We start from the raw sequence: 24,322 nt of genomic DNA, 5'->3' as shown, positions 1-24,322 counted from the left end.
GACCCAAAATCAACGGGAGTATTTAAGAGCATTGGGATTAAACTCACAAATCTTCACAAAGCCAGGGGGATAACCACTTCCTCTAAAAATACCTCATATCTGAACATTGGGGTGTGGAATGTGAGCTGTATTGAAGCATGCCCGGAAGATGTTCAGACCATAGGCCCGAGAAAAGAGATACTCAAAAAAGCCCATGCTCTTGCAAAAGAAATAAACGGCTATATTTACGGCGAACATGAAAATGGCGGGACCAACACTATTTATGTGTCTCCGGTCCCCTTTGATGAGTTAAATAAAAATATTGAAAAAGGGGAAGGCAAACCCCATTTTGAAAATGTGAGGGATAAAATGGCCTCGGGAAATAATATTGCCAAAGCCATGCTCATTGCTCCGCTGGCTGGAATTGCAGCGGCTGCGGGCAAACTTTACAAGGCTGTAAAGGAGGAAGAATAATGAAAAAAAAGATAAATACCCAGTCTTATATCTATGGAGTCACTTTCTTTTTTATCACCCTATCCGGGTTTGCACAGATGCCGATATTTAAGCGATACTATATTTCAGATATCCCGGGACTTGGATGGCTGGCCAATTTTTATATCACTCATTTGATACATTACATTTTTGCAGGGATCTTCATGGGTTTAGTTGTATACTCAATTAGTAATTTCATTATCTTCAAGGCCGGTCTTGTTCAGTTGACAAGAGACATAATTATCAAAATAATTATTTTTTCAGGACTGATCTTAACCGGTTCACTGATGGTCATTAAAAATTTTTCAGGCACTCCTTTTCCCAACGGAATGATCATTGCACTGGATATTTCACACATTATGTTTTGCATGGCTCTCATTATTTTTGGTCTTTATCAATTGATTAAAGGAAAAAAAGAATTATTATCTGATTAGTATGTAATACTGAAACAACGTATATATGAGAGAGGATAGATCCCCATGCCGATTTTTGAATATAAATGCAATCACTGTGAAAAAGAGTTTGAAAAACTGGTGTTTGCCGGTGAAGAAAATACTATTTCCTGCCCCAAATGCAAAAGCTTGGAAGTGGTTAAAAAAATGAGCGCAACAAGCTTTATGGGAGCCAGTATGGGCAAGTGCACGACAAGCTCACCCAAAGGCTTTTCATGAGCGGGATAAAATTTTCCTTCAGTTAGAAGGAATGATTTAAAAATATCAATTTGGGCAGTCCGTACGACCAAAAAAACGAGAAAATGCATTAATCGAAATCACCGGAGACCCTGTGCTCAAGTTTGCGATGAAGGCGCTCAAATCGAGGCCGTCCAGATCCAGATCGCTGTCCATATCCACATTTTCCGGACAGGCATCGGTGTACACCAGGGCGGCCAGGGTCCCCATGTTGATCCCTGGAGACGATTGGGACGGCACGGTTCCTATCCAGGAAAGGAAAGTCCCGCTGGCCAATCCTCCCCTGTGTATCTCGGCCACGTCGTTGCCAGAGGTCTTTCCAAAGTAGATTTCACCGGATGGACCAACGGAAGACGAGTTGAAGGAGAAAAAGGGGACTTGCAGAACCGCTGCCAGATCGGGGATAATCTCAGCAAACGTGCCGGCCTGCCGGTCCATCTTGAGCACAGGTTCCCGAACCGCATTCAGCCCGGAATACTCGACGCATTGAACCAGGAAATCCCCATCCCTGTCCAAACTCAAAGTGCTTTCGTTAAAATGCAGAATCCCAGGGGCGGCAAAGGTCTGATAGTTAGCTGGAGCTCCAGGGTCGATCCGAAAGAGATCCCACTCGGTGAGCCCGGCAATCATGCCGTCGGGATCGACCACAATCCGGCCCAGGACCGGCAATTCATCGATAATGTCACTGGTCAGTCCGGTGTCTGGATCATAGCGTTTGACAGCCGACTTGTCAGTCCCCCCGTCATTCCGATTGCCCAGAAAGATCGCCGTGTCTGTGTCTCCGTCAAAGGCCACGTCCCGCAAAAAAGTGTTTTCCGGGAAGTCATCGTACAGGGCATTGTCATAAATGACAAAATCGAGGGAGTACGGGTTGAAACGAAAAGTCGGTCGGCCCGACACCCACAAATCATTCGCTTCGGATCGGCTCAGCCCTGTCATAAATTCGGCAGGCAAGCACAACAACTCCTGAAACCCCTGGTCCACACCAGGTGTCCACGTAAACAGACCATTAAAACTGTCCAGCCCGGTTAGATAGGACATGCCCGGAGGTTCCGGGACCTTTAAAATGGTTAGGTTGGTCAACAGATTGGCGCAGCTCCCTGTTACTCCGGCAGCCACATTCCTCTCCCTGCAAGAGGCGTTTGCCTCCAAGGTGGCCAGGTAGGTAATGGTGACCGTGCTGTTTCCAGGAATCGGTCCGGTCCACGATATGGTCTTGTTCAAGCCGTCAAAGGTTGCCCCGGTATCGGTAGGCGAAATGAAAGGGGGATCACCCACAGGCGTGAACCCGTCGGGAATCTGCACATTAACGGACACAGCACTCTGATTTTCAGGAAAGACATTGGTCAGGACGATCTGAAAGTCCACGTTGGCTCCTGGTCTGGACACCTGGTATTGCTCGTCAAAATAACTCTGGGCCGGTCCAAGGTTGAGGGCCGAGTAACTCAAGGTAACCGGTTTCTGGACCGGAAAGGGCCCTGGTGGCATGCCCGAGCCTACCTCTACGCCGTCAGCGTTCTGGACCCTGATGGGCTGTGATCCGTTGAGCCGGGTCTCGCTGAATGAAGCGTAGAGACAGTCCTCAACCACGGTGGTGAAGGAAATGGTAGTGCTGTTACCGGCCCCGATGGTTCCCCGCCACTCCCACTGATTTGGGCTGGCCTGGTCAATCATGCCGCCGCCATCGTTCAAGATGGTACCAAAATCCATGAGAGTACCGGCCCGGATGACCATTCTCAGGCAGTGATGGGTCTGCAATTCCGTATTGGTCAGGGTGATTCCATGGGTGACTGAGTTGCCGCTTCTGAGGGGGGTGTTTTGTGGAATCGATGTAATGACTATTGTCACCGGCTCCGTACTGGCCGCATCAAAGGTGGTCTCCACAAATCCCATACCCTGGGTGAGGCCTGTTTCCGTGCTCGTGATACTAAACGTGTCGTTCCGAACAGGGGTCAAGGTATCACAGTCAGTGCTTACGGTGAAGGTAACCTGCCCTGTTGCATTTGCCGCCAAAGTCCCCAGGTTCCACGTGACAATACCCCCCGATTCTGTGCCGCCGGAGTTGGCCGAAACAAAGGAAACCCCTGCAGAAAGGGTGTCTTCGATCACCACATTGGATACAGCAACGGACCCGTTCTCGTAATCCAGAGCATATTCGATGTTGCTCTCCCGGGGGACCGAGGAAGGGCTAAGGCTGGTTTTGGAGATCTCAAGGAAAGCATGCCCGAACGTGGCGGTACAGGTCTTATCGGCATCCATGAGTACCTGGGTCGTTGGATTGGTACCGGAACAATCACCGCTCCAACCCGTAAACACATAGCCCCATGCCGTGTGAGCGGTGGCTGTCAGGTCCACCGTCTGGCCATTCAGGTAGGTCTCCTCGCAATCGCCGGTGTGATAACATAAAATGCCTCCTATGACCGGAGAATTGGATTCCACGTACCCCCCGACAGCAGGTATTATTTGGAGGGTGAACAGGTCCTCCGTGCCGGCCGAACAATCATCCAATAGGAAAGTCTCCTCGTAGCTGTCAGCCATCACCTTTATTTCAACATGGGTACTCACACTGTTCACACGGGCCGTTGTAATGTCATCAGGATGTGCCCTTGTGGTCACAATGTTACCCAGCGGGCTGCCGCACAGATCAATCAGTGCGTAGTTGTCGTACCTTCCCATCGTGGTGGCATTGTAACCGTGCCGGATGAAGGCGGCATTCCCCGATGGCGCAAACTCCACTTCGTCTATGATGTGTTTGTAAAAGTCGGCATCGAGATTGGCCCCGCCGTTTTTCAGATCGACCCACAGCACGGTATGATATATGCCGATAGGGGGAGCCTGTCCTGATACCACCACGACCGTCCGGATAGGGTCATAGACGTGCTTGTCGTAAAACAATGGAGAAATGTCTACGCCCTGGGGCATACAGGCACTAGCCGTTTCAAGGTTGGTCATGAGGTTGGTCATACCCGAACCGGGAGGATCGTCGAGCTTGTGAAAAAAGACCCGAACGTTTCCCGTATCACCGCCGCAAACCGCAGGACTGCCAACGGAAGCAGAATATTTCCAGGAATAGAGAATCTGTCGAGTTGGGGAAAGCCGATACTCTACAAAAAAGTCCTCCGGACTGGAATCCGGTTGAATCTCGGAAGGCAAATCGTAAGTAGATGCGGTCAGGCCATCCCCATTTCTATCAACAGAAATCTGTGTGTCTGAGATCCGACTCACACCGATGTCAGGGTAGGTGATCAAGGTGTCTGCGGGAATAAAATCCCCGGTCTGTATCTCCCAGGCTTCGGAATTGACGGACGTCATAACAATTATGACAACCCAAGACAACAAAATAACCATCTTTCTTGATGATGTTGACATGATGGACTCCTTTATGGTTCTTTTATTTGACCCCTATAAACGATTACCTGAGGTATGGTTCAGACAATTCGTGTCGACCAATTCAAAAACCTCCAAGTCCTGGTATAGCCTCAAATCAAAAATATTCAGCAGGGCCATTTATAGACCCTGCCGGATTAAATATTTAGTGACACTTTTTAATCGGGGCAGTCAGCCCTTCCAAACTCACCGGCAAAACTTTCAAGATCAGATCCAATACCACCCTGAATGAACATTTTCAGGTCGGCACCATCCACATCACCGTCCGGTTCAAAATCCCAGACACATCCCATTGGCATGACAGTGTACCAGAATCCTGAATACACTCCAAAATGATCGGATGCCATTGATTTAATCGGAGAGGGCTGGCCCAGGGTAGAACCGGTATAAACACTCCCAAATCCCATATTCCCCCCGCCATTAGACATCACACTATTTTTAATGGCATAATTGGAACTTTGCATGCCTGCTGCAACCGGAAAGACAAAAAAAACAGCTGACAGCAAAATTATGCACAGAAACATTTTTTTCATATATTTCTCCTGGCAATTGTTTAACATATCATTCAATGAAATGTCCGGAGTGTTATTCATACACACGGATTTCACCCCCATCATACATTTTGAATTCTCCGTTGAATTGCATTCCCTTGTTTTGATTGATGCCGGAAACAAATTTGACCCCGCCATGGGACCCGTTGGCATTAAGGTAGGTACCATCCATAATCAACTTGGCACTGTTGAGAAATGCCAGGTCAATATATTTATTGGTACTGGTGGTATTCAGGGTCAAATGCTTTGTCGAAGGGACAGTGATACTGGCTCTGACAAAATAGGGTCGGTGATAGAATCGACTTGGCACACCGGGAAGCGGAGAGATATCCAAATAAATTGGCGAGGTGATCACTATATTGTAAATAGATCCTGAAATACTTCTTTTTACCTTGGGTACACCGGTTCCGGCAAACTTAAGATTGCCGTCTCCCCGGTACAGCATGCAGAACCTGCCTTCGTCTGTACAGTCAGGATAATCAAGATTGGCCTGGGCATAGGCATAGGCAACGGTATGTCCGTCATTCATTTCACTGAAAAGCTTTGTCTGCCAGGCAATGGCATGACCCCAGCAGTCATCTTCACAGACCGATAAGCTCATGCCGTTATAGCCGACCACTACTGTATCCTGTGCCAGGCCCTCTTTTCTGAATTCATGCTCAAAGGTCCCGTTTCCCGTGCTGCTTAAGCCCATGCAGCTGCCGATAAATGCAAATCCCATGGGGGCATATCCATTAATCCAGGTATCAATTTCACTGGCAAGGATATCGTCATCACATCGATTTTTAAAAGAGGTAGCCCCGCCATGATCCAGTTCATAAAACATGACTGTGGAGTCGGACTGAATATGGCTCTGTACCACTGATCCATAGGCACTGCCGTCACGGATGGTATCATAGTCCATGGTTTCAAACCAGTTGTGGGCATTCTGGGCATGGCTGTACCACAGCGGGTTGTTATCATCACAGTCCGGGGGATGATCCGGCCCGTGCATGGAAAACCCCTCATAAGGGGCCGGAAGTCCCTGGCCCAGATATTCTCCGGACACGGCATCAATAATAATCACTTTTCTTGAATCGTCGATACGGGTCCGGATGATCCAGCAGGGATTTTCGGGCACAGGTGTTATCTTGAAAATTTCAGATTCAGGAGAGATATAAATGAGCCGGATGGACAGGATCTCACCGTTTACCTGGGACTCGGCCCGGGATTGATCAATGATGGGCGGCAGTTTATCCGGCAGGTCATTACGCCATTTTCGGGTCTCTTCTGTTTTTTCACTGGTTTCGGTATTGAATTTGTACCGGATAAAATTTTTCTCTACAATGGCCTGACCGATTTTTCTCTGATGGAAAAAGGACACCCGGTTCAGCAGCATATTTTCAAGCCGTATAAAAACACGATCGGTATTTTCAGCTTTTCTGAGCCTGGGGTCATCTATTGGCCTGATTGTATCAACTATCTGGGCGTTTTTCATCCGCTCCATTGTCATTGATTCCTCGCAGAACCCCGTCCCGGCAGCCAGGAAGAATCCCATGACCAGTATAAGAAATGATATCATTATCTTGTTCATGATAATTTTTCCTCCCTTTATTGTAAGGTCACCAGAACAAGGATCTGGCCTGTGTTGCCTTTTTCTAATTTTTCCATGGCCTTTCCCAGTATTGCTCCCTGGGCCTGGGAAGAATCACAGACTTTCATGGCATAACCGGCCCTGCCGGATGTTGTCAAAAGATCACCGGGTTCAATGGCCATCAGAGACGCATCAACGTTGCAGTATACCCGACCGGCAAGAGCCACGTCATGATCAAATTTGCCGACTCCCAGCCGGATCCCTGAACCCAGGTTGTTGGCCCCGGCAACAATTCCGGCCACCCGTTTGTCATAAGCCTTTTGGCAGATGGCAAGCTGCCCGGGATTATCGGAATCAATTACCATTACAGCGCCCGGTGCCACCTTGAGGGGATCTGTTACATGAAATCCTTCGGCATAATCAAGGCCTTCTCCCATCTCCATGACGGTCTGGCCACCACTGTTCTGAATTTTTACTTTTCCTTTAAACACACCGGCCCAGCCGCCTGAAGAAGTGCATTCACCGTAGACACCAATACCATTGGTGCCGTATGCACGGAACCGGCCGCCATAGCCGCCGGAATATCCATTCTGACCCCATACTGCATAATCATGTGTGCCAAGCCAGGCATAACTGGCAGAGCTGTAATAACCGGTTACTGCAGTGCCGCTTGATGCAAGTCTGGCATACAAAGTAGTTGAGGAATAATTGTTTTCAGCAAACAAACCACACGCATATTGTCCATCGGCTATAAAGTATCCAGCTTTTCCATAAAGACCATTGGCCTTAAAATATCCCCCGTAATTGGTAACACTGCCACTGTCCGAGGCATACCCGTAAACCCCGCGTCCCTTGTCTCCTTTGGCCTGAAAATAACCACCGTAATTTTCAACATCCCCAGTGTTACTTGCATATCCGTAAACCCCGCGACTATATAGATCTACAGTGCCACCACTGTACCCGTAAACCCCGTATCTATTCGGGGAAGATCCATACACACCAAAGCCATAATCACCATCTGAGACCCCTCTGACGCCGATACCATATTGACCGGTAGAATGACCGTATACCCCATCACCATAGGTACCCGTAGCTTCACCAATAACTGCGCCATCTGCATAATATCCAGCTGTAGTTGCATAAATAGCTGCAGAATCCCCTGTGCTTCCCGTATATGTATTTGTAACGCTCAAAATATTGGCTGTACTGGATCCACTCATTGTATCCGGTCCTGCCTCGTTCAGATACTTGCTTGAAAGAGAACTTGTGCCCTCATAAAGAGTGGATGACACGCCGGAACGACCGAAGTCCTGCGTGTCTCTTACATAAGAAGAACCAAGCCATCCGTCAAGATAGTTTGCATTGAGAAATTTGACCATAGTGGTACTGTCCACGGTGAAGGGCTGACTTGAACCACTGACCCCGCCGTTGAATGCAGGGATTCCGGTGACGTTTTCATTCTGGCCAAGATTAAAAAAAACACTGGAATTCAGGCTGTCAAGCCTGTCTGAATTCAACGCATAGTCTGCCGTGTCTGCAGTTGTTGCATTACCGGCTTTGTTGGCTGTGTCTGCCGTATCTGCATGGGTGGCATGGGCAGCTTTGTCCGCCGTTACTGCATGGTCCGCCTCAACGGCATGATCTGCATTGATGGCTGTGTCTGCCGTATCTGCATGGGCAGCATGGTCGGCACTTTCAGACAGGAAAGAAAAAGCTGCAGATGTTATCTCCTGCCGAGGAACCATTTCAAGATCGGTTTCAACCGTGATGCCCAGATAGCGCGGAGCATTGAACAGCCCTGGCGGGAAGACAGTGACCGCACCGAGCAGTACGTTGAAAACACCGTTTTCCACTGAAACCGTCTGGGCTCCACTCCAGAGTGCTGTCCCGCCGATTCCCACGTCATATATGGAAAATAAAATGGAAAAAGACCCGTCCAGCGGTTCATTAAGATCATTTACAAGAATCCCCTGATAATTTATTTTTTGAGATATCCCTGAAAAACACGGATATGATGAAAAAATGAGTAACAAAAAAGCCATGCAAAATAATAATAATTTTTGTTTTGTCCTTTGTTCCATAATTTTCTCCTTCTTTAAATTTAAACAAAATTTTAAACAGAATAATCAGCGCTGTCCTGAGAGTGAGGGTAAAATTTTCTTGAGTCAAAAGATAACAAGCGCATAGTCTAATTAGTATATATGCAAGAAATATACCTGCTTCTACCTGCCCTGAAACGCCTAATATACTGTATTTAATGGTTTTTTGGGTAATTTTTTCCCTATGGAAAAAATGTAACATTGTGAAAAAAATTACATACAATTGTGAAAAAATTTACATATATGTTAGAGTTGAATAGTTAATCGAAAAGTCTGGGGCAATAAATGAAAATTTTTATACAATTTGAAAGACAGTTTGATTTTTTTCTGACAAATGATAAAAATGGTAACCGGTTTGAATATTTCTTGAATCGGAAAGCCTCTGTCAAGGATATCATTGAATCCCTTGGTGTTCCGCATACAGAAGTCGGGCGCATAGATTTTAATAATCAGGAAATTAATTTTTCATATATTCCGTTATCACAGGGAGTGCTGCATGTGCATGCTATACTTCCGCCATTCGCTGTACTGTCCCCTTCAGTACTGAGACCTATGCCGCTTAACACTATGAAATTTATTGCAGATATAAATGTGATCAGACTGGGGCGTCTTTTGATCATGTTGGGTTTTGATGTCAGCTATTCATCATTATATTCCGATAGTGAAATTGCCGATATTGCCGAAACAGAATGCCGAATCGTACTGACCCGGGATACAGATCTTTTAAAAAGAAGGAAAATCGTTTTTGCGAAGCGAATTCAAGCCAATTTGCCCTATGACCAGCTCATTGAAACAATTATTTTTTTTGGATTACAAAAATTAATTTCATTTTTCTCAAGGTGCACGGGGTGTAATGTTAAGCTCGTGGCTATTGCAAAAAAAGACGTGATACATCTTTTGGAACCAAAAACAAAACAATATTTTGATACCTTTTTTCAATGCCCTCTATGTAAAAGCGTTTTCTGGAAAGGCTCCCATTATGATAATATTCAAAAAAAGATTTCATCCCTTGGGATTTCAATAACTCATTGAATAAAGGATCAAGCTTCCAAATAAATTTTTTATATTGGTCGATATTCCAAATCCAATTCCTTGACAACATTACTCAAATAACAATACATACAAATAAGAAAAACAGTTTTCACTCGATACAATTTTATTAAAATTCTAACATTAAAGGAATTACTTATGAAAAAACTAATTGGTGGGTCAATAGCAATTATCCTTGGATTATTTTGTTTTTCAGTATTCTTCCCGGCTTTTCTAACTTTTCTGGCTGGAATAATACCAATAATTCTTATACTAGCTGGATGCCTGACAATTTATCTTAACCATGAGAACGAGTCACCTGAAGCCGAAGTTGTTGAAACGAAATCAGTAGAAATGGAATCAGCTGATCTAATTGAAGATATTACAAACAAACCCATTGATGGTACTCCCAATTTGTTGGGTAATACAGGCACACTTGTTTTTCACAGTCCTGATTGTAAGTTTTCAAATAGCAAAAAATGTACTGCTGGTTTTGATACCAGGGAAGAAGCAATCAAGAAAAATTATAAACCTTGCGGCATATGTAAGCCTTAAACGGGAACAAAAAATAGATAGAGCAAATAGATCGAAAATGAAAAGTCATGAAAATACGATGGATTGAAGAAAAATGCATTAAATGCATGTTATGTGTAAAAGACTGCATTTCTGCAGTGTGGAGAGATATAGACGGTATCCCAAAAATAGTAGCACCTGATGATTGCAACCGCTGTAGTCATTGTCTTGCCGTATGCCCTCAGGGGGCTATTGAACATGATGGTCTTGATCACATGCAAATAAAAAAAACAGATGCCGCTCTTATTAATCCGGAAGTTTATGAAACCATTGCAAGGGGAAGAAGAAGTGTCAGACGATATAAAGACAAAAATATTCCGGATGAATTAATTGAAAAAGTAATCAATCTTGTAAATCATACGCCCACGGCAAGTAATTCTCAAAATGTTGGTTATCTGGTTGTTTCTGATAAAAAAATATTACGTAAAATTTCAAATGCAATTTTTGTTTTCAGCACTAAAATCTTTTATTTTACAAAAAAATTTCCCGGTAACCTTATATATAAAATAATAAAATTGTTTCCGGTATCAGATACCATCACAAGATATATAGAGCCGATGCAGTATTATATCGATGAAACTAAAAAAGGCAGAGACTTTATCCTTCATAATGCACCTGTTTTAATTCTTGTCCATGCCCCGAAAGGAGCTATATTTTCTAATGAAAATTGCAATATTTCAGCAGGCAATATAATGAATTATGCATATTCATTAGGACTTGGAACCTGCTATATCGGTTTTTTAAATCTATCGTTAAAGTATAGTAAAAAACTCAGAAACCTTATCAAACTGCCTAAAGGTCGTATGATTTATGCATGCATTATTATGGGATATCCAGCATATAAACACGCGAATACAGCGTCAAGAAAAAAACCTGCAATAAAGTGGGTTCGGTAACGAATAATATCAAAAAGCACCTGCCAGGTTGGCAGGTGCCATAATTTAAGCGGGGCTATGTGTTGGACAATTTTGTCAGCTCATTTCTAATAGCATCCAACTCAGTTTCCAGCGTTTGTACCCGCAGTTTGAGAGTCTCCTCTGATGTGGGAACTGAGGAGTCCATGCTCATTCGGCTGTAGCCCATCCCCCTGCCAGAGCCTTGCCCTCCTCTTCTACCATTTCCACGACCTCTGCCATATCCCATGGGAGTAAATGTGCTGCTTTGGGGGCCGGTATCGACTCCTCCTACGCAGACACCCTGCCTTCTTCCTGTCATGGGTCCTTCGTTCATGGGTCCTCTTTGGTTAAATCCAGGCATAATTATACCTCCTTGTTTTATTGGTTTACATGTTATTTCTGCGACTGCCATTGCCTTTTCCATTGCCCAGGCCCCTGCCGCGTCCACGGCCTTGACCTTTTCCACGTCCATGGCCTCTGCCGGCTCTTTGGCCTGACATCTCATAGCAGCCGCCTGTTACCTTTAATCGTTGACCTGTTACAAGGGCTTTGGAGAGATTAAACCGGGCACTTTTGAGTATTCTTCCAAAGGTTTGCCTTGATACGTTCATCATTGTTGCAGCCTGACTCTGATCCATGCCCTCAAAGTCGATGACCCTGATCGCTTCAAACTCTTCCAGGGAGAGGATCACCTGGCCCGCTTCTGGGGTACCGTCGGGTATGAATCCCCTGGTGACCGGTCTGGATACGATACATCGAGGTCGTTTAGGTCTTGGCATGGGTCCTCCTTGTATAAAGGGTCAATGAATGATTTATTTTGGTCATTTGACTATAATATAGGTTCGTTTCGGGGGGATGTCAAGAAAAATAATGATCAAATGACCAAAAAGTTTCATGAGTCTGTACTATGTAAAAGACGTTTCACAGGTATCATGACCAGAAAGAAGCACCTTACCGTGAGCGGCGGCATTGATGATGCGGTCGAGATCCTGGTTTAAAATTTTCTGTTAACTGTCTATAACAGCTTTTCAGCTCCGGAATAAGCAGCTTCGATTCTAAGTGCCACTGCGGCATGACCCGGATGCTTCTCAGGATTCCATTGTTTCATGTCATCATAGATCTCGCCGCTGGTCAGGTAATCAAAATATCCCTTGAGCTGGTAAGACTTGTTCTCGCTGGTGATAAAAAGAAAACTTCCTTTGCTGCCATTCAGGATGTTATTTTTTGTCTTGTCAAAATAGTTATTTGCAACCACGACGGTATCGTTGCTGTAAAGGCTGACACAAGTCGCATAGATCGCATTGGGGAGGCCGTCCTCATCGACGGTGGTAAGAATAATAGGTCCCTGGTGATCTTTCCATGCTTTAAGTACAGTTTCTGGTAATGCTGGCATTATTCCTCCTGAAATAGTCGTTAATTTATATTGACATACGCCAAAAAATTAAATATCGCGGCATGACCAGGCTGTCAACAAAAAAAAGAGGGGTGACTCATTTGATGAATGGCTGAAATAAATATAAAAAAGCATTTGCTTTTTTATGGGTTTAACCATGAATCGGTATGCCACATGCTTTTAAAGAGACTTCTCCCATAATCTCAGCCAAAGTGGGATGCGCATGAATGGTGTGTGAGATATCCTTTGCAGTCAATCCTTTTTGAATAGCAAGGGTTGCCTCTGCAATAAGATCAGTTGCATGGGCACCGATCAGATGAACACCAAGGATCTTATTGGATTCTTTTTCAACAATCATTTTTGCTGTTCCTGCCAGCTCATCTATGGCCTGGGCTTTTCCCAAAGTCCTGAAATTAACACTGAACGCTTCCACGTCATATCCTTTTTTTCCGGCTTCAATTTCACTCAATCCAACCGTTCCGATTTCCGGCATGGTAAAAATGGCTCCCGGAATCACATCATAGTTCATGGTGCTCACTTTTCCCATGGCATTTTGGGCAGCAATAATGCCTTCATGAGAGGCCACATGGGCCAGCATCACCTTTTGAGGCCCGAGAATATCACCAATGGCATAAACACCTTTCACGCTGGTTTCCAACCATTCATTGGCATTAATCCAACCCTGGGGTGTTGTTTTAAGGTTGATATTTTCCAATCCCAGATCAGAGGACAATGCAGATCTTCCAATACAGACCGCCATTTTTTGGGCTTCAATCACATTGGTTTTTAATTTTTTGGGTTTTGGATTATCAGTAAACGGGGATACTTCCAGGTTGATGGAAATCTGATCATTTTTTATGTCTGAAGATTTGACAATGGTATCACAAAAAACGGCTATTTTTCTTTTTTTCATTTCCCTTAACAACAATTTGGAACATTCTTCATCAACAGAAGGCAAGGGAAGCAGCCTTGACATGGCCTCAACAATAGTCACCTTAGAACCCAGCGCTGAAAGGATAAAGGCAAATTCACAACCGATCACCCCTCCCCCGACAATAACAATAGACTCGGGAATGTTATCTAATTGCAGTAAGTCATTGGAAGACAGAATATAATGGTGGTCAAATGGAAAATCAGCTACATTCAATGGTTTTGTTCCTGTGGCAAGAATAAGCTTATCATAGTCAAGTTCTTTTTTATTTCCATCGTTAAATATTACCTCAACAGTCTTTAGGGATTTTATCACGGCTTTGCCCATTTCTACGTCAACGCTACTTTTTTTCAGCAAAGAGGCGATCCCTTTTCTCTGAATCTCTATAATCTTATCCTTTTTCTCCATCAAAGCTTTCATGTCAGGGTTTACGCTGCCTTGAACCTTGATTCCAAAATTAGCTGCTTTTAAAAATTTAAGAAAAATATCTGCTGAATTTTTCATAATTTTTGAGGGGATACATCCCCAATTAAGGCAGGTGCCGCCCAGGTTTTCTTTCTCAATGAGTGTGACATCACCTCCCAAGGCAGCTGCCCTAAGTGCGGCAACATATCCTCCGGGGCCTCCTCCAATGACAATTATTTTAGTCGACATACGATTCTCCAGTTATATTACAATTACATTGCAGCTAATTTATAATCAAATTAGCTTTTTATCATTATTTAAATGAATTCCCTTAATTTTTATTAATAAAATTTTATTTCTCATAAGTTTTTTTAAATTTTATTTGATAATACCATTGTTGCAAGGTATTTATCAATGATAATTAAATTACTTGTAAATATCCTGGTTATTAAGGGCCAGGATATTTATATTTATTTAAGTTTTTGAAATCTTTTTAATAGTTTTCTTGCCAAAAAAGAATTTATTATTCTATATTATGCGGAAAAAGGTAATTTTTTACTTGACAAACAAAAATGTGACAGATAAATGTAATTACGTATCTAATAATATTTTTTTATTAGTAAACCAACTGGAGGGAACGAGCAATGCCTAAATCATTTCGAGGTACCAAAGAAACCGTTGATAGGCCATCATCCGAAATAAAGATTAAGATCAATGGGTGCTGGCATAATTTTGAACCTGAGCGTGACATTACGCCATCAATGACGCTCTCCTATTTGTTGAGAGAAAAGTTGGGCTATACCGGGCTCAAGGTGTCATGTGATGAAGGTGCTTGCGGTGCCTGCACCGTAATCATGGATGGTAAACCCGTATTATCGTGTATGATTCTAGCTGTTGAGGCCAACGGGCATGAAATAATCACCATCGAAGGACTTGAAAAAGATGATCCCGTGGTGGAAGCCTTTGCCGAACAGTGTGAACCGGGTTATGGTACCGCTCTTCAATGCGGGATCTGCACTCCCGGCTTTGTGATGAGCACAAAAGCACTGCTCAATGAGAATCCCCTGCCGACCATGGCTGAGGTCAAGGATGCCCTTTCCGGTCATATCTGTCGTTGCGGATGCTATGCCGGTGTTGCGCAAGCCGTAATGCACGCCTCAGAAAAAATTGCGAATAAAGGAGAAGACTCATGAAACAGCCCTACACACCGCGACCAAACTCGAACCGTAAATTTGTCGGAGGCTATAGACCCAGAATTGATGCCTGGGAAAAGGCACGGGGAAAAGTCGAATATATCGATGACATAACGCTCATGAGCCGATTCCCTGGCTTGCTTTATGCCAAGGTCGTGCGTTGCCCCTATGCGCGTGCGCGCATCAAGAAAATTGATGTGAGCCGGGCCGAACAGCTTCCCGGAGTGGTAGCAGTAATGACTTATCAGGATCCTGAGTTCACCTCTCTCAAGCCCACCAACGCCGGCTGGACAGATGGTGTTGATACAGTATCCTATGATAGAAAAATGTGGCCTTTCAATGATCGGCGTGTACTGGGAGATTATGCCTGCTGGGTTACTGACGAAGTCGGTGCTGTGGTGGCTGCAGAGAGCGAAGAGATCGCCGAAGAAGCGATTCGATTGATTGATATCGAATGGGAAGTATTACCCTTTGTCCTTGATCCCATTGAATCTATGAAGCCGGGTGCTCCTAATATTCATCCGGAAATTTCCCAAAATAATGTTTTGCCCCCGGAAAAAATAGGCGGGGAAGATGTGTTTGTTGACAAAGGAGACGTTGATGCGGGGTTTGCTGAGGCGGATGTTGTTATTGAGGACACCTCGATCCATCACAATGCCATACAAGCCTCCCTTGATAATTGGTGTTGTCTTGTTGATTGGACAGACGAGAAGCTTACCGTTTACTCTAATTCCTTTGAAGCGGATCAATCACGTATGCACATAAGTCAGATGCTCGATCTGCCGTTGCATAAGGTAAATGTGATCTGTTCCTATCTTGGAGGTCAATTTGGTCGTGGAGATACCGGAGACCAACCCTTTTTTCTTTTCACTGCCATTCTTTCGAAAAAAACAGGTCGTCCGGTAAAGTTTAGACATACCCGGCGTGAAAGTTTCCATGATTCGCGTCAACCCGCTATCTATACTGGAAAAGTCGGTGCAAAAAAAGACGGTACCATCACCTCGTTGTATTTTAAGTCCATCGGCAATGCGGGTGCCTATGCCGATCAAACTATTTTTGCTCTGAAATTCGCTCCTGCGGAAATTGCCGAAGTATCTTTTGCTTCAATTCCAAATGTAAAGATGGAATCCTATGCCGTTTATACAAACAAATTGCCGGCATGTATGATGCGGGGAGTCGGCAATTCTCAGTTCAATCTTATCTGGGCGCATCTGGTTGATTTGCTTGCTGAAAAGCTTGATATGGACCCCATTGATCTTTGCATTAAAAACTTTGGACACGAGTGGGAAACACTCCCGAATAAAAGTGTGGCAGAAGTTCTTAAGCAGGGCGCTGAAAAGATCAAATGGAAAGAGAAGCGCCATAAACCAGGTCAAGGTCCAACGTATGACAAGGTGAAAAAACGCGGAATAGGTTTTTCACTGCATCCGGCATGGCATGCAGAGTGGCAGGAAGTCCGTCGTGGACATATTCCGGTTTCCATAACACTGAACTCTGACTGCACTGTGATTCTCGAAGCACCTACAATAGAAACCGGGACCGGCTCAAACACCTGCAACGTTCTTGGTTGTGCCGAGGCCTTGAATTTCCTGGGCATCACAACCGAAGATATCCACTGGAATCACGTAGTGAACACAGAAACCAGCCTGAAAGACTGCGTGCAGACTGACAGTGCTGTGTCCTATCTGCAGTCTGAAAAACTCGCCATTGCAGCCAAAGAAGTCAAAAAACAGATTCTGGAAAGGGCTGAACCCGTTCTCAAAGCAGAATCCAAAGAATTGGACATTATTGATGGACGTATTTTCATCCGAGAAACCCCGGATCAGGGCATCACCGTTAAAGAATTATTGTTTCAAGGCGATCTGATACCCATTGTGGCTCTTACGAATCAAACGCCCAATCCAAAAGAAACAGGCGTTCCTTACTTTGCCAATTTTGCTGAAGTGGAAGTGGATACGGATACCGGAAAAGTCAATGTACTGCATCTGGTGGTCATTAATGACTGTGGAACGGTCATGTTTGCCTCGGGTGCTGAAGCTCAGCAGGTTGGGGGTCAGGTCATGGGTCTGGGTGAAGCCCTGACCGAAGAAATCATCTATGATGAGATAACCGGTGTACCGCTTAATTTTAACTTTATTGATTACAAGATTCCGACTATGGCGGATATGCCTGAGATTGATCCCATTCTTCTTGAGATCTGGAAGGGTGCTGGGGAATACGGTGCATGTGGAATTGGCGAAGGCACCCTGACCTGCACACCGCGGGCAGTAATGAACGCAATCTACAATGCCATTGGTGTCAGAATTAATGATATTCCGATCAAGCCCGAGAAAGTGCTTCGGGCTCTGGGAAAGGTTTAAGGAGAAAAAAATGACTCTCAGAAACTTCAAACATATATCACCGACTTCTCTTAAAGAAGCCACGGCCGTCTTGTCTAAAGCAAAAGGAAAAGCGTCGGTCATTGCCGGCGGAACTGATTTGCTCGGTGTACTCAAAGACAATATTCATTCCGAATTTCCTGAGGTCGTGGTCGATCTCAAGACAATTCAAAACTTAAGCTATGTAAAGGAAAACAAGAAGGGGCTGCGCATCGGCGCACTGACAACCCTTAGTGAAATCTGTCAAAATGAAACGATTAAGGATAACTATTCTTTACTGGCACAAGCAGCTCATAGTGTAGCTTCACCCCAGCTCAGAAATATGGCCACCCTTGGCGGCAACATCTGTCAGGAGCCGAGATGCTGGTATTATCGAATCCCTGACGACCAGTTTCATTGCTTGAGAAAAGGCGGCAACCAGTGCAGCGCACTTCTCGGAGAAAATCGGTATCATTCGATCTTTGGCAGCGTCAGGGTCGCACAACCCGGCTGCTCCGAAACCTGCCCCGGTAACGTTCAAATCCCGGCTTACATGGACCAGGTTCGCAATGGAGACCTGCGCAGTGCTGCTTTGATTCTTCTGTCGAACAACCCCATTCCGGCCATTACCGGACGTATCTGCCCGCATTTGTGCGAAACACAATGCAATAGATCCGGCTTTGACGAAGCAGTTTCCATTCGAAATGTCGAATGTGTTGTGGGTGACTATATTCTTGACAACGCTGCCAAGCTTATTACACCGCCGGAAAAGCAGCGTAAGGAAAGCGTGGCCGTTGTCGGTGCGGGACCCGGAGGCTTATCTGCCGCCTATTATCTCAGAAAAGCAGGATTTAAGGTCACAGTTTATGATAAAATGCCGGAAGCCGGCGGCATGCTGACCTACGGCATTCCAGACCATCGTCTTTCTAAAGAGGTCATAAAAAAACAGGTCAAAGCCTTTGAGGCCATGGGCATTGATTTTAAGCTGAATGTCACTATTGGTCAGAAAGGAACCACCCTGCAAGACCTTCGCAAGAAATTCAAACACGTATTTCTGGCTTCCGGGGCGTGGGGGCAGAGAACCCTTACCATGGAAAAATCAGAGCTTCTCACTTCGGGCATTGATTTTCTGGCTTCCATCGGGCTTGGCAAAAAACCAGCTCCGGGTAAAAAAGTTCTGGTCATTGGTGGTGGTAATGTGGCCATTGATGTTGCCATCAGCGCCCGCCGTCTTGGCGCCGATCAGGTCACTATGGTCTGCCTGGAATCACGGGATACCATGCCGGCATATGAAGAAGAAATCGCAGAAGCCCTCCATGAAGGCGTAACCATCCAGCCGTCCTTTGGTCCGCATAAGATCATTGAAAAAAAAGGGAACCTGGAAGGGATGGAGCTTATTAGCTGTACCTCTGTATTTGATCAGACCGGCCAGTTTAACCCGAGCTTTGATTCTTCGGAAAAAAAGACGATTGAAGCAGACCAGATTTTTCTGGCCATCGGGCAATCCACTGATCTCTCCTACACCGATGATCAGATAGAAGCCAAACAAGGTTTGATTGTTATTGATGAAGACACCGGAGAGACCAACATTAAAAATATTTTTGCCGGCGGTGATGTCGTAAGCGGTCCGGCATCTGTAATCCATGCCGTGGCCGCCGGACGTAAAACAGCTTATTCTATCGCCGGCATCAAGCCTGAGTCCCATATGCCCATGGGTCAACCCCTTGAGGTGCATTCGGATACTCACAACAAATGTGATAGAACTTCAAACATAACAACGCAGGACAGCATCCGCGCCGAAGCGGCACGGTGCTTGAACTGTGGTTGTATTGCGGTTAATGCATCTGATATGGCTCCGGCTCTTATGGCACTTGGAGCAAAAATTAAAACCACCAAAAGATTGCTGAACGCGGATGACTTCTTTGCAGCAGATATCATGAAGTGTACTGTTCTTGATGATGACGAGCTTATAGAGGAAATTGAAATACCCGCACCATCAAAAACAAACAGGCAAGGCTATCAAAAATTTAGAATTCGTAATTCAATTGACTTTCCTATTGTGAGTCTTGCTTATTCCTTTAACCTGGATGATCAGGCAATGAAAGACGTCAATATCATACTCGGTGCTGTGGCTCCCATTCCATTGAAAGCCCGGGCTGTTGAAGAGTATCTTGAAGGCAAACCGATAACTGATGAAATAGTTATTGCAGCAGGAGATATTGCGGTGCAAGCAGTTGAGCCGCTTGCTAAAAATAAATTCAAAGTGCAGGTTGTAAAAGCTTTACTTAGGAAAATGCATGTGTAAACATTCATACCTTCCGGCGATCAGATCGGTCGCCGGAAGACCACACTTACTTCTAATAAATTTCATATTGGAAGGGCCAATTCAAGATTTTCTAACATAAACCTTGGCACTATATGGGAACCAGTGTCGAGACAACTAAAAAAAATTTAACTTAAATTAAGGAGATTCAAGATGAAACGACGCGAGTTTATCAAAAAAGTTGGAACTGGCACTATAGCAGCAGTGGCAGCTACAGCGGCAGTAACACCATCCGTAATTGCAGGCAAAAAAACAACCATCAAGTGGCGGATGCAGACCTATGCCGGTGCATCCCTGGCCGCACATGTTTGTAAGCCTTCAATTGATGCGTTTAATAAAGCTGCAAACGGGGAAATGGTGATAGAGCTGTACAATGCTGATCAGCTCGTTCCCACTGGAGAATTGTTCAGAGCAATGCAGCGGGGCACAATCGATGCTGTCCAGAGTGATGAAGACTCAATAGGGGCTCCTGTAGATGTATCTGTATTTGGCGCATACTTCCCCTTTGCATCACGCTACTCACTTGATGTCCCCGCGCTTTTTAACCACTATGGACTGAACGAAATATGGCAAGAAGCCTATTCTGAAGTGAAAAATGTCACCTGGTTGGGTGCAGGCTCCTGGGATCCTTGTAACTTCACTACCCGGGAACCCATCCGATGCCTTGCTGACCTCAAAGGAAAACGTGTTTTTACCTTCCCAACCGGTGGTAGATTCCTGAAAAAATTTGGTGTTGTCCCTGTTACACTTCCCTGGGAGGACGTTGAAGTGGCCATGCAGACAAAAGAACTCGATGGAATTGCCTGGTCAGGCATCACCGAGGCTTATACAGTCGGATGGGCTGATGTCAATAATTATTACCTGACAAATAATATCTCCGGTGCATGGATTGGATCATATTTTGCCAATTCCAAAAAATGGGATGCCCTGCCTGAACACTTGAAAACATTGTTCAAATTAACAATGGACAGTTCCCATTATCACAGACAATACTGGTATTGGTGGGGTGAAGCTCACTACCGTACAAAAGGTGGAAAGCTTGAACTTACTACTATTCCAGCGAACGAATGGAAAACAGTAGAAGATGAAGCATTAAAGTATTGGGATGAGATTGCGAAAAAAAGTAAAAGAAGTGCTAAAGTCGTTAAAATACTAAAAGATTACTCAGAAACCATGCGGGCGGCAGGTGCTCCCTACAGGTAAGCTTGACATATAATGGTTTAAAAATTATTCACTGCCTTCCCGGGCTTTTTGAAGAATATCGAGAAGGCAGTACCAAATTTATATTGAGCAAAATTGACCATATCAAAAAAGGAAATATAAATGCCCAATGCAATAAAAAATTATGTAAGGTATATTGACGCAATAAATCGAAGGGTGGGTAAATTTGCATTGTATCTGGTTTTCGTTATGATAGGTATTCTTTTGTTCTCATCAATTTCCAGAACATTCTTCAATACTCCCCATCTATGGACAATGGAAACAGCTCAGTTTACGATGGCCGCATATTACATGCTTGGCGGCGGCTACTCTCTGCTGCTTAGAGCCCATGTCAGGATGGATGTGTTCTATGAACGGTGGTCATCAAAGAAACGGGCGACAGTGGATACCTTTACTTCCGTATTCCTTATCTTTTACCTGGTAATTCTCCTGTACGGTGCCATTTCCAGTACTCACTATGCTATAGAGTATGGTCAGAGAAATTATTCATCCTGGGGACCTCCAATGGCTCCTATCAAGATTATTATGACAATAGGAATAATACTGATGCTGTTACAGGCAATAGCAACCTTCTTCAAAGACCTGGCAAAAATGAAAGGAAAAGAAATATGAGCCACGAATATATTGCATTATTGATGTTCTCAACCTTGATGCTCATGCTTGTATCCGGCCAGCGTGTCTTTGGTGCTGTTGGTTTTGTCGCAGCTCTTTCTGCCCTGCTTTTGTGGGGAGGTAGCGGTGCTGCGGAAATGCCCTTTAATGCGAGCATCAGTCTTTTGAACTGGTACCCACTGCTCACTCTGCCTTTGTTTATTTATATGGGCTATATGTTGTCCGAGTCAGGAATAGCCAGCGATCTCTATCGCATGCTACATGTCTGGATGGGATCGCTTAACGGCGGTTTAGCCATAGGAACAATTGTTTTGATGATTGCAATTTCAGCCATGAACGGATTAAGTGTGGCTGGAATGGCTATCGGCACAAGCATTGCCCTGCCGGAAATGCTGAAACGCAAATATGACAAGATCATGGTAACCGGTGTCATCCAGGCAGGCAGTTCCCTAGGTATCATGGTGCCACCCAGCATTGTTCTTGTACTGTATGGAATGATTGCCAGGCAGCCCGTGAGCCAGCTATGGCTGGCCGGTGTTGGTCCCGGTCTGCTGCTGGCAGGCCTGTTTGTGGTCTACATTGTCATTCGATGTAAACTTCAGCCAGAGCTAGGCCCACCACTGGCCATAGAAGAACGGCAAATGAGCTGGAAAGAAAAGTTCAGACTGCTTGGAGCTGGAATACTTCCTCTGGTTATTATTTTTTCAGTAACAGGACTTTTTATGATGGGCGTAACAAGCCTGGTTGAAAGTTCTGCAGTGGGAGCGGCAGCAGCGACCATCGCCGCCCTGGTCAAAAAACGGTTAACCCGAAAGGTAATGGACACAACGCTCCATATGACCTTAAGCGTCAGCTGTATGTTTATGTGGATTATTCTTGCTGCACTTTGCTTTGGTGCTGTTTTTGACGGTCTTGGTGCAGTGCGTGCTATTGAGATTCTGTTTCTTGAAAAATGGGGACTCGGCCCATGGCAGGTGCTGATCATGATGCAAATTTCCTACATTGTAATGGGTATGTTTCTTGATGACACTGCCATGCTGATCATTGTTGCTCCTCTCTATATTCCCCTGATAATCAGCCTGGGATTCAACCCGATATGGTATGGCGTTCTCTATACTGTAACCTGCCAGATTGCATACATGACACCTCCTTTCGGCTATAACCTGTTTCTTATGAAGGCCATGGCACCTCCGGAGATTTCACTGATGGATATCTACAAGTCGATTATTCCGTTTGTATTGCTTATGATTATTGGTCTTGCCCTTATTATGACATTCCCGCAGATCGCTATGTGGCTACCCAATTTATATTTTGGAAAATAGAATCCATTATCTGGTCCGTTAATGCCGAAGGGGGGTATTGACCCAAAAGGACCTTACGGAGCCAAGGAAGCCGGTATGTCCATTGCCATGTCAGCCGCCCAGGGGTACGGTGCGGCAGTCAGTAACGCCATTGGTGTCTACATGGACTCTTTTCCATTAACCCCGGACAAGATCCTTGCCGCCATTAAGGAAAAAAAAGCAGAAGCTACTCACCATGAAGAACACGAAGAACATGAAGAAAAAATTTAGTAAATTATCAAACCTTGTAATAGGGTGTGCAATTGAAGTTCATAAAACGCTCGGCCCTGGATTATTGGAATCCACATACCAACAGTGTTTAGCGCATGAATTAAGACTAAATGGTATTAACTTTCAATTAGAATATCCGTTGCCGGTTCAATATAAAAAAATTCAACTGGATTGTGGGTACCGTGTTGATCTGTTGATTGAAAAAGAGATAATTATCGAACTGAAAAGTGTGGAGACACTCAAGGCTATACATGAAGCTCAGCTATTAACTTATATGAAACTGGCTGACATAAAACATGGTTTTTTAATCAATTTCAATGTCAAACTATTGAAACAAGGCCTGAAAAGCTTTGTTTTATAGCCAGCCATGGGCGTGTTAAACTTCATGTCCTTCATGCTCTTCATGGTGAAAACAAATATAATTGATCACAACCAGGATGAAAATAAATGAAGAAGATCAAAGTTGAAGATGCAGTTGGAACGATTCTCGCCCATGACATGACACGGATCATCCGGGGAAAATTCAAAGGGGTTGGATTTAAAAAAGGACATATTGTACAAAAAAAAGATATCCCGGAACTCTTAAAAATCGGAAAGCAGTATCTCTATGTTCTTGATCTTGGGAAAGATCAGCTCCATGAAGATGATGCGGCCCGGAGAATTTCAAAGGCCATTTCAGATCAGGACCTGGAATTTTCCGAACCCCGGGAAGGCAAAATCAATATTACAACCCAACATGCCGGTTTATTAAAAATCAATGTTGATGCCCTGCTCCAGGTGAATAAAATGGGGAGCATCATTGTGGCCACACTGAAAAACAATTTTCCCTGCAAAAAGGGAGAGATCATCGCTGCCACACGGATCATTCCATTGACCATCCCCACAAAGAACATTGAATCACTTGAGCTGCTTACAAAAGAGACAGGAACCATTCTTTCGGTCAAGCCTTACAAATCCTTGAAAGTCGGTGCCGTGGTAACGGGTTCTGAAGTCTTTAACGGTCTGATCACAGATGATTTCGGTCCATCCGTGGGCAAAAAAATTACAG

Annotated in this window: 22 protein-coding genes and 2 pseudogenes; 16 read left to right on the top strand and 8 right to left on the bottom strand. The window is 44.6% G+C overall.

Features of this window, described 5'->3' with window-relative positions; all coding sequences use genetic code 11:
* The 3 genes and pseudogenes from K8S13_RS20260 to K8S13_RS20250 all read left to right on the top strand — a co-directional run.
* Positions 1-453, top strand: a pseudogene (locus K8S13_RS20260) (hypothetical protein); the annotation flags it as partial.
* Positions 453-905, top strand: a complete 453-nt coding sequence (locus tag K8S13_RS20255; RefSeq protein ID WP_291465453.1) for a hypothetical protein — start codon at positions 453-455, stop codon at positions 903-905. The pseudogene K8S13_RS20260 and the gene K8S13_RS20255, both read left to right, overlap by 1 nt.
* 45 nt (positions 906-950) lie before the next feature.
* A complete protein-coding gene (locus K8S13_RS20250) occupies positions 951-1,142 on the top strand; it encodes a zinc ribbon domain-containing protein (RefSeq protein WP_291465451.1) in 192 nt (63 codons plus the stop codon).
* 45 nt (positions 1,143-1,187) lie between these two features.
* Here K8S13_RS20250 and K8S13_RS20245 read toward each other — a convergent pair whose 3' ends face one another.
* The 4 genes from K8S13_RS20245 to K8S13_RS20230 form a co-directional block, all read right to left on the bottom strand.
* On the bottom strand, positions 1,188-4,529 hold the full coding sequence (locus tag K8S13_RS20245; RefSeq protein WP_291465449.1) for a hypothetical protein: 3,342 nt from the start codon (positions 4,527-4,529) through the stop codon (positions 1,188-1,190).
* A gap of 176 nt (positions 4,530-4,705) precedes the next feature.
* Positions 4,706-5,080, bottom strand: coding sequence for a hypothetical protein (locus K8S13_RS20240; protein ID WP_291465447.1), 375 nt, complete (start codon positions 5,078-5,080; stop codon positions 4,706-4,708).
* 52 nt (positions 5,081-5,132) lie between these two features.
* Positions 5,133-6,671: a hypothetical protein gene (locus K8S13_RS20235; RefSeq protein ID WP_291465445.1), complete on the bottom strand. Its 1,539-nt coding sequence runs from the start codon at positions 6,669-6,671 to the stop codon at positions 5,133-5,135.
* Positions 6,672-6,688: 17 nt separating this feature from the next.
* Entirely contained in the window at positions 6,689-8,752 is a 2,064-nt protein-coding gene (locus K8S13_RS20230; protein WP_291465443.1) for a hypothetical protein, read from the bottom strand.
* 303 nt (positions 8,753-9,055) lie between these two features.
* Here K8S13_RS20230 and K8S13_RS20225 point away from each other — a divergent pair, with 303 nt between their 5' ends.
* The 3 genes from K8S13_RS20225 to K8S13_RS20215 all read left to right on the top strand — a co-directional run bounded on the left by K8S13_RS20225 (position 9,056) and on the right by K8S13_RS20215 (position 11,268).
* Positions 9,056-9,802 (top strand): Mut7-C RNAse domain-containing protein, encoded by a 747-nt coding sequence (locus K8S13_RS20225; protein WP_291465441.1) that lies wholly within the window; start codon positions 9,056-9,058, stop codon positions 9,800-9,802.
* A 156-nt stretch (positions 9,803-9,958) separates the two neighbouring features.
* The gene (locus K8S13_RS20220; protein ID WP_291465439.1) at positions 9,959-10,354 is read left to right on the top strand and encodes an Ada metal-binding domain-containing protein; all 396 of its coding nucleotides are present in this window, start codon (positions 9,959-9,961) and stop codon (positions 10,352-10,354) included.
* Between the two features lie 47 nt (positions 10,355-10,401).
* Positions 10,402-11,268 carry a nitroreductase family protein gene (locus K8S13_RS20215; RefSeq protein WP_291465438.1) on the top strand — a complete coding sequence of 289 codons (867 nt, stop codon included), beginning with the start codon at positions 10,402-10,404 and terminating at the stop codon, positions 11,266-11,268.
* Between the two features lie 55 nt (positions 11,269-11,323).
* Here K8S13_RS20215 and K8S13_RS20210 read toward each other — a convergent pair whose 3' ends face one another.
* Together K8S13_RS20210 and K8S13_RS20205 are read right to left on the bottom strand one after the other, a co-directional pair.
* Entirely contained in the window at positions 11,324-11,629 is a 306-nt protein-coding gene (locus tag K8S13_RS20210; RefSeq protein WP_291465435.1) for a DUF5320 domain-containing protein, read from the bottom strand.
* Positions 11,630-11,654: 25 nt separating this feature from the next.
* Complete coding sequence (locus K8S13_RS20205; protein WP_291465433.1) at positions 11,655-12,047, bottom strand: DUF134 domain-containing protein; 393 nt, start codon at positions 12,045-12,047, stop codon at positions 11,655-11,657.
* Between the two features lie 24 nt (positions 12,048-12,071).
* Between K8S13_RS20205 and K8S13_RS20200 the strand changes: the two genes are divergently transcribed.
* A complete protein-coding gene (locus tag K8S13_RS20200) occupies positions 12,072-12,266 on the top strand; it encodes a hypothetical protein (RefSeq protein ID WP_291465431.1) in 195 nt (64 codons plus the stop codon).
* Between the two features lie 17 nt (positions 12,267-12,283).
* On the opposite strand, the gene K8S13_RS20195 is transcribed toward K8S13_RS20200, so the two are convergent.
* Together K8S13_RS20195 and lpdA are read right to left on the bottom strand one after the other, a co-directional pair.
* Positions 12,284-12,661, bottom strand: a complete 378-nt coding sequence (locus tag K8S13_RS20195) for a pyridoxamine 5'-phosphate oxidase family protein (RefSeq protein WP_291465429.1) — start codon at positions 12,659-12,661, stop codon at positions 12,284-12,286.
* Between the two features lie 151 nt (positions 12,662-12,812).
* Positions 12,813-14,246, bottom strand: coding sequence for a dihydrolipoyl dehydrogenase (gene lpdA / locus K8S13_RS20190; protein WP_291465427.1), 1,434 nt, complete (start codon positions 14,244-14,246; stop codon positions 12,813-12,815).
* Between the two features lie 395 nt (positions 14,247-14,641).
* Here lpdA and K8S13_RS20185 point away from each other — a divergent pair, with 395 nt between their 5' ends.
* The 9 genes and pseudogenes from K8S13_RS20185 to K8S13_RS20145 all read left to right on the top strand — a co-directional run.
* Positions 14,642-15,190: a (2Fe-2S)-binding protein gene (locus tag K8S13_RS20185; protein WP_291465426.1), complete on the top strand. Its 549-nt coding sequence runs from the start codon at positions 14,642-14,644 to the stop codon at positions 15,188-15,190.
* On the top strand, positions 15,187-17,550 hold the full coding sequence (locus K8S13_RS20180; protein ID WP_291465424.1) for a xanthine dehydrogenase family protein molybdopterin-binding subunit: 2,364 nt from the start codon (positions 15,187-15,189) through the stop codon (positions 17,548-17,550). The genes K8S13_RS20185 and K8S13_RS20180 overlap by 4 nt, the downstream gene beginning before the upstream one ends.
* Before the next feature lie 10 nt (positions 17,551-17,560).
* Positions 17,561-19,852: an FAD binding domain-containing protein gene (locus K8S13_RS20175; protein WP_291465422.1), complete on the top strand. Its 2,292-nt coding sequence runs from the start codon at positions 17,561-17,563 to the stop codon at positions 19,850-19,852.
* A 171-nt stretch (positions 19,853-20,023) separates the two neighbouring features.
* Positions 20,024-21,073 carry a TRAP transporter substrate-binding protein gene (locus K8S13_RS20170; protein ID WP_291465420.1) on the top strand — a complete coding sequence of 350 codons (1,050 nt, stop codon included), beginning with the start codon at positions 20,024-20,026 and terminating at the stop codon, positions 21,071-21,073.
* Between the two features lie 120 nt (positions 21,074-21,193).
* Positions 21,194-21,703, top strand: a complete 510-nt coding sequence (locus tag K8S13_RS20165) for a TRAP transporter small permease subunit (RefSeq protein ID WP_291465418.1) — start codon at positions 21,194-21,196, stop codon at positions 21,701-21,703.
* Positions 21,700-23,025: a TRAP transporter large permease subunit gene (locus K8S13_RS20160; RefSeq protein WP_291465417.1), complete on the top strand. Its 1,326-nt coding sequence runs from the start codon at positions 21,700-21,702 to the stop codon at positions 23,023-23,025. Before K8S13_RS20165 ends, K8S13_RS20160 begins: the two co-directional genes overlap by 4 nt.
* A 21-nt stretch (positions 23,026-23,046) precedes the next feature.
* The gene (locus K8S13_RS20155; RefSeq protein ID WP_291465416.1) at positions 23,047-23,274 is read left to right on the top strand and encodes a hypothetical protein; all 228 of its coding nucleotides are present in this window, start codon (positions 23,047-23,049) and stop codon (positions 23,272-23,274) included.
* On the top strand, positions 23,258-23,635 hold the full coding sequence (locus tag K8S13_RS20150; protein WP_291465414.1) for a GxxExxY protein: 378 nt from the start codon (positions 23,258-23,260) through the stop codon (positions 23,633-23,635). Before K8S13_RS20155 ends, K8S13_RS20150 begins: the two co-directional genes overlap by 17 nt.
* Before the next feature lie 86 nt (positions 23,636-23,721).
* Positions 23,722-24,322 (top strand): annotated as a pseudogene (locus K8S13_RS20145) (molybdopterin-binding protein); the annotation flags it as partial.

This window comes from Desulfobacula sp., assembly GCF_021107415.1.
This window is presented reverse-complemented; position numbering and strand designations above follow the sequence as displayed.

Bases quoted from the DNA above. Each gene is read 5' to 3' on its own strand.
- K8S13_RS20255 (WP_291465453.1), top strand. From the start codon at position 453: ATGAAAAAAAAGATAAATACCCAGTCTTATATCTATGGAGTCACTTTC.
- K8S13_RS20250 (WP_291465451.1), top strand. From the start codon at position 951: ATGCCGATTTTTGAATATAAATGCAATCACTGTGAAAAAGAGTTTGAA.
- K8S13_RS20245 (WP_291465449.1), bottom strand. From the start codon at position 4,529: ATGTCAACATCATCAAGAAAGATGGTTATTTTGTTGTCTTGGGTTGTC.
- K8S13_RS20240 (WP_291465447.1), bottom strand. From the start codon at position 5,080: ATGAAAAAAATGTTTCTGTGCATAATTTTGCTGTCAGCTGTTTTTTTT.
- K8S13_RS20235 (WP_291465445.1), bottom strand. From the start codon at position 6,671: ATGAACAAGATAATGATATCATTTCTTATACTGGTCATGGGATTCTTC.
- K8S13_RS20230 (WP_291465443.1), bottom strand. From the start codon at position 8,752: ATGGAACAAAGGACAAAACAAAAATTATTATTATTTTGCATGGCTTTT.
- K8S13_RS20225 (WP_291465441.1), top strand. From the start codon at position 9,056: ATGAAAATTTTTATACAATTTGAAAGACAGTTTGATTTTTTTCTGACA.
- K8S13_RS20220 (WP_291465439.1), top strand. From the start codon at position 9,959: ATGAAAAAACTAATTGGTGGGTCAATAGCAATTATCCTTGGATTATTT.
- K8S13_RS20215 (WP_291465438.1), top strand. From the start codon at position 10,402: ATGAAAATACGATGGATTGAAGAAAAATGCATTAAATGCATGTTATGT.
- K8S13_RS20210 (WP_291465435.1), bottom strand. From the start codon at position 11,629: ATGCCTGGATTTAACCAAAGAGGACCCATGAACGAAGGACCCATGACA.
- K8S13_RS20205 (WP_291465433.1), bottom strand. From the start codon at position 12,047: ATGCCAAGACCTAAACGACCTCGATGTATCGTATCCAGACCGGTCACC.
- K8S13_RS20200 (WP_291465431.1), top strand. From the start codon at position 12,072: ATGAATGATTTATTTTGGTCATTTGACTATAATATAGGTTCGTTTCGG.
- K8S13_RS20195 (WP_291465429.1), bottom strand. From the start codon at position 12,661: ATGCCAGCATTACCAGAAACTGTACTTAAAGCATGGAAAGATCACCAG.
- lpdA (WP_291465427.1), bottom strand. From the start codon at position 14,246: ATGTCGACTAAAATAATTGTCATTGGAGGAGGCCCCGGAGGATATGTT.
- K8S13_RS20185 (WP_291465426.1), top strand. From the start codon at position 14,642: ATGCCTAAATCATTTCGAGGTACCAAAGAAACCGTTGATAGGCCATCA.
- K8S13_RS20180 (WP_291465424.1), top strand. From the start codon at position 15,187: ATGAAACAGCCCTACACACCGCGACCAAACTCGAACCGTAAATTTGTC.
- K8S13_RS20175 (WP_291465422.1), top strand. From the start codon at position 17,561: ATGACTCTCAGAAACTTCAAACATATATCACCGACTTCTCTTAAAGAA.
- K8S13_RS20170 (WP_291465420.1), top strand. From the start codon at position 20,024: ATGAAACGACGCGAGTTTATCAAAAAAGTTGGAACTGGCACTATAGCA.
- K8S13_RS20165 (WP_291465418.1), top strand. From the start codon at position 21,194: ATGCCCAATGCAATAAAAAATTATGTAAGGTATATTGACGCAATAAAT.
- K8S13_RS20160 (WP_291465417.1), top strand. From the start codon at position 21,700: ATGAGCCACGAATATATTGCATTATTGATGTTCTCAACCTTGATGCTC.
- K8S13_RS20155 (WP_291465416.1), top strand. From the start codon at position 23,047: ATGCCGAAGGGGGGTATTGACCCAAAAGGACCTTACGGAGCCAAGGAA.
- K8S13_RS20150 (WP_291465414.1), top strand. From the start codon at position 23,258: ATGAAGAAAAAATTTAGTAAATTATCAAACCTTGTAATAGGGTGTGCA.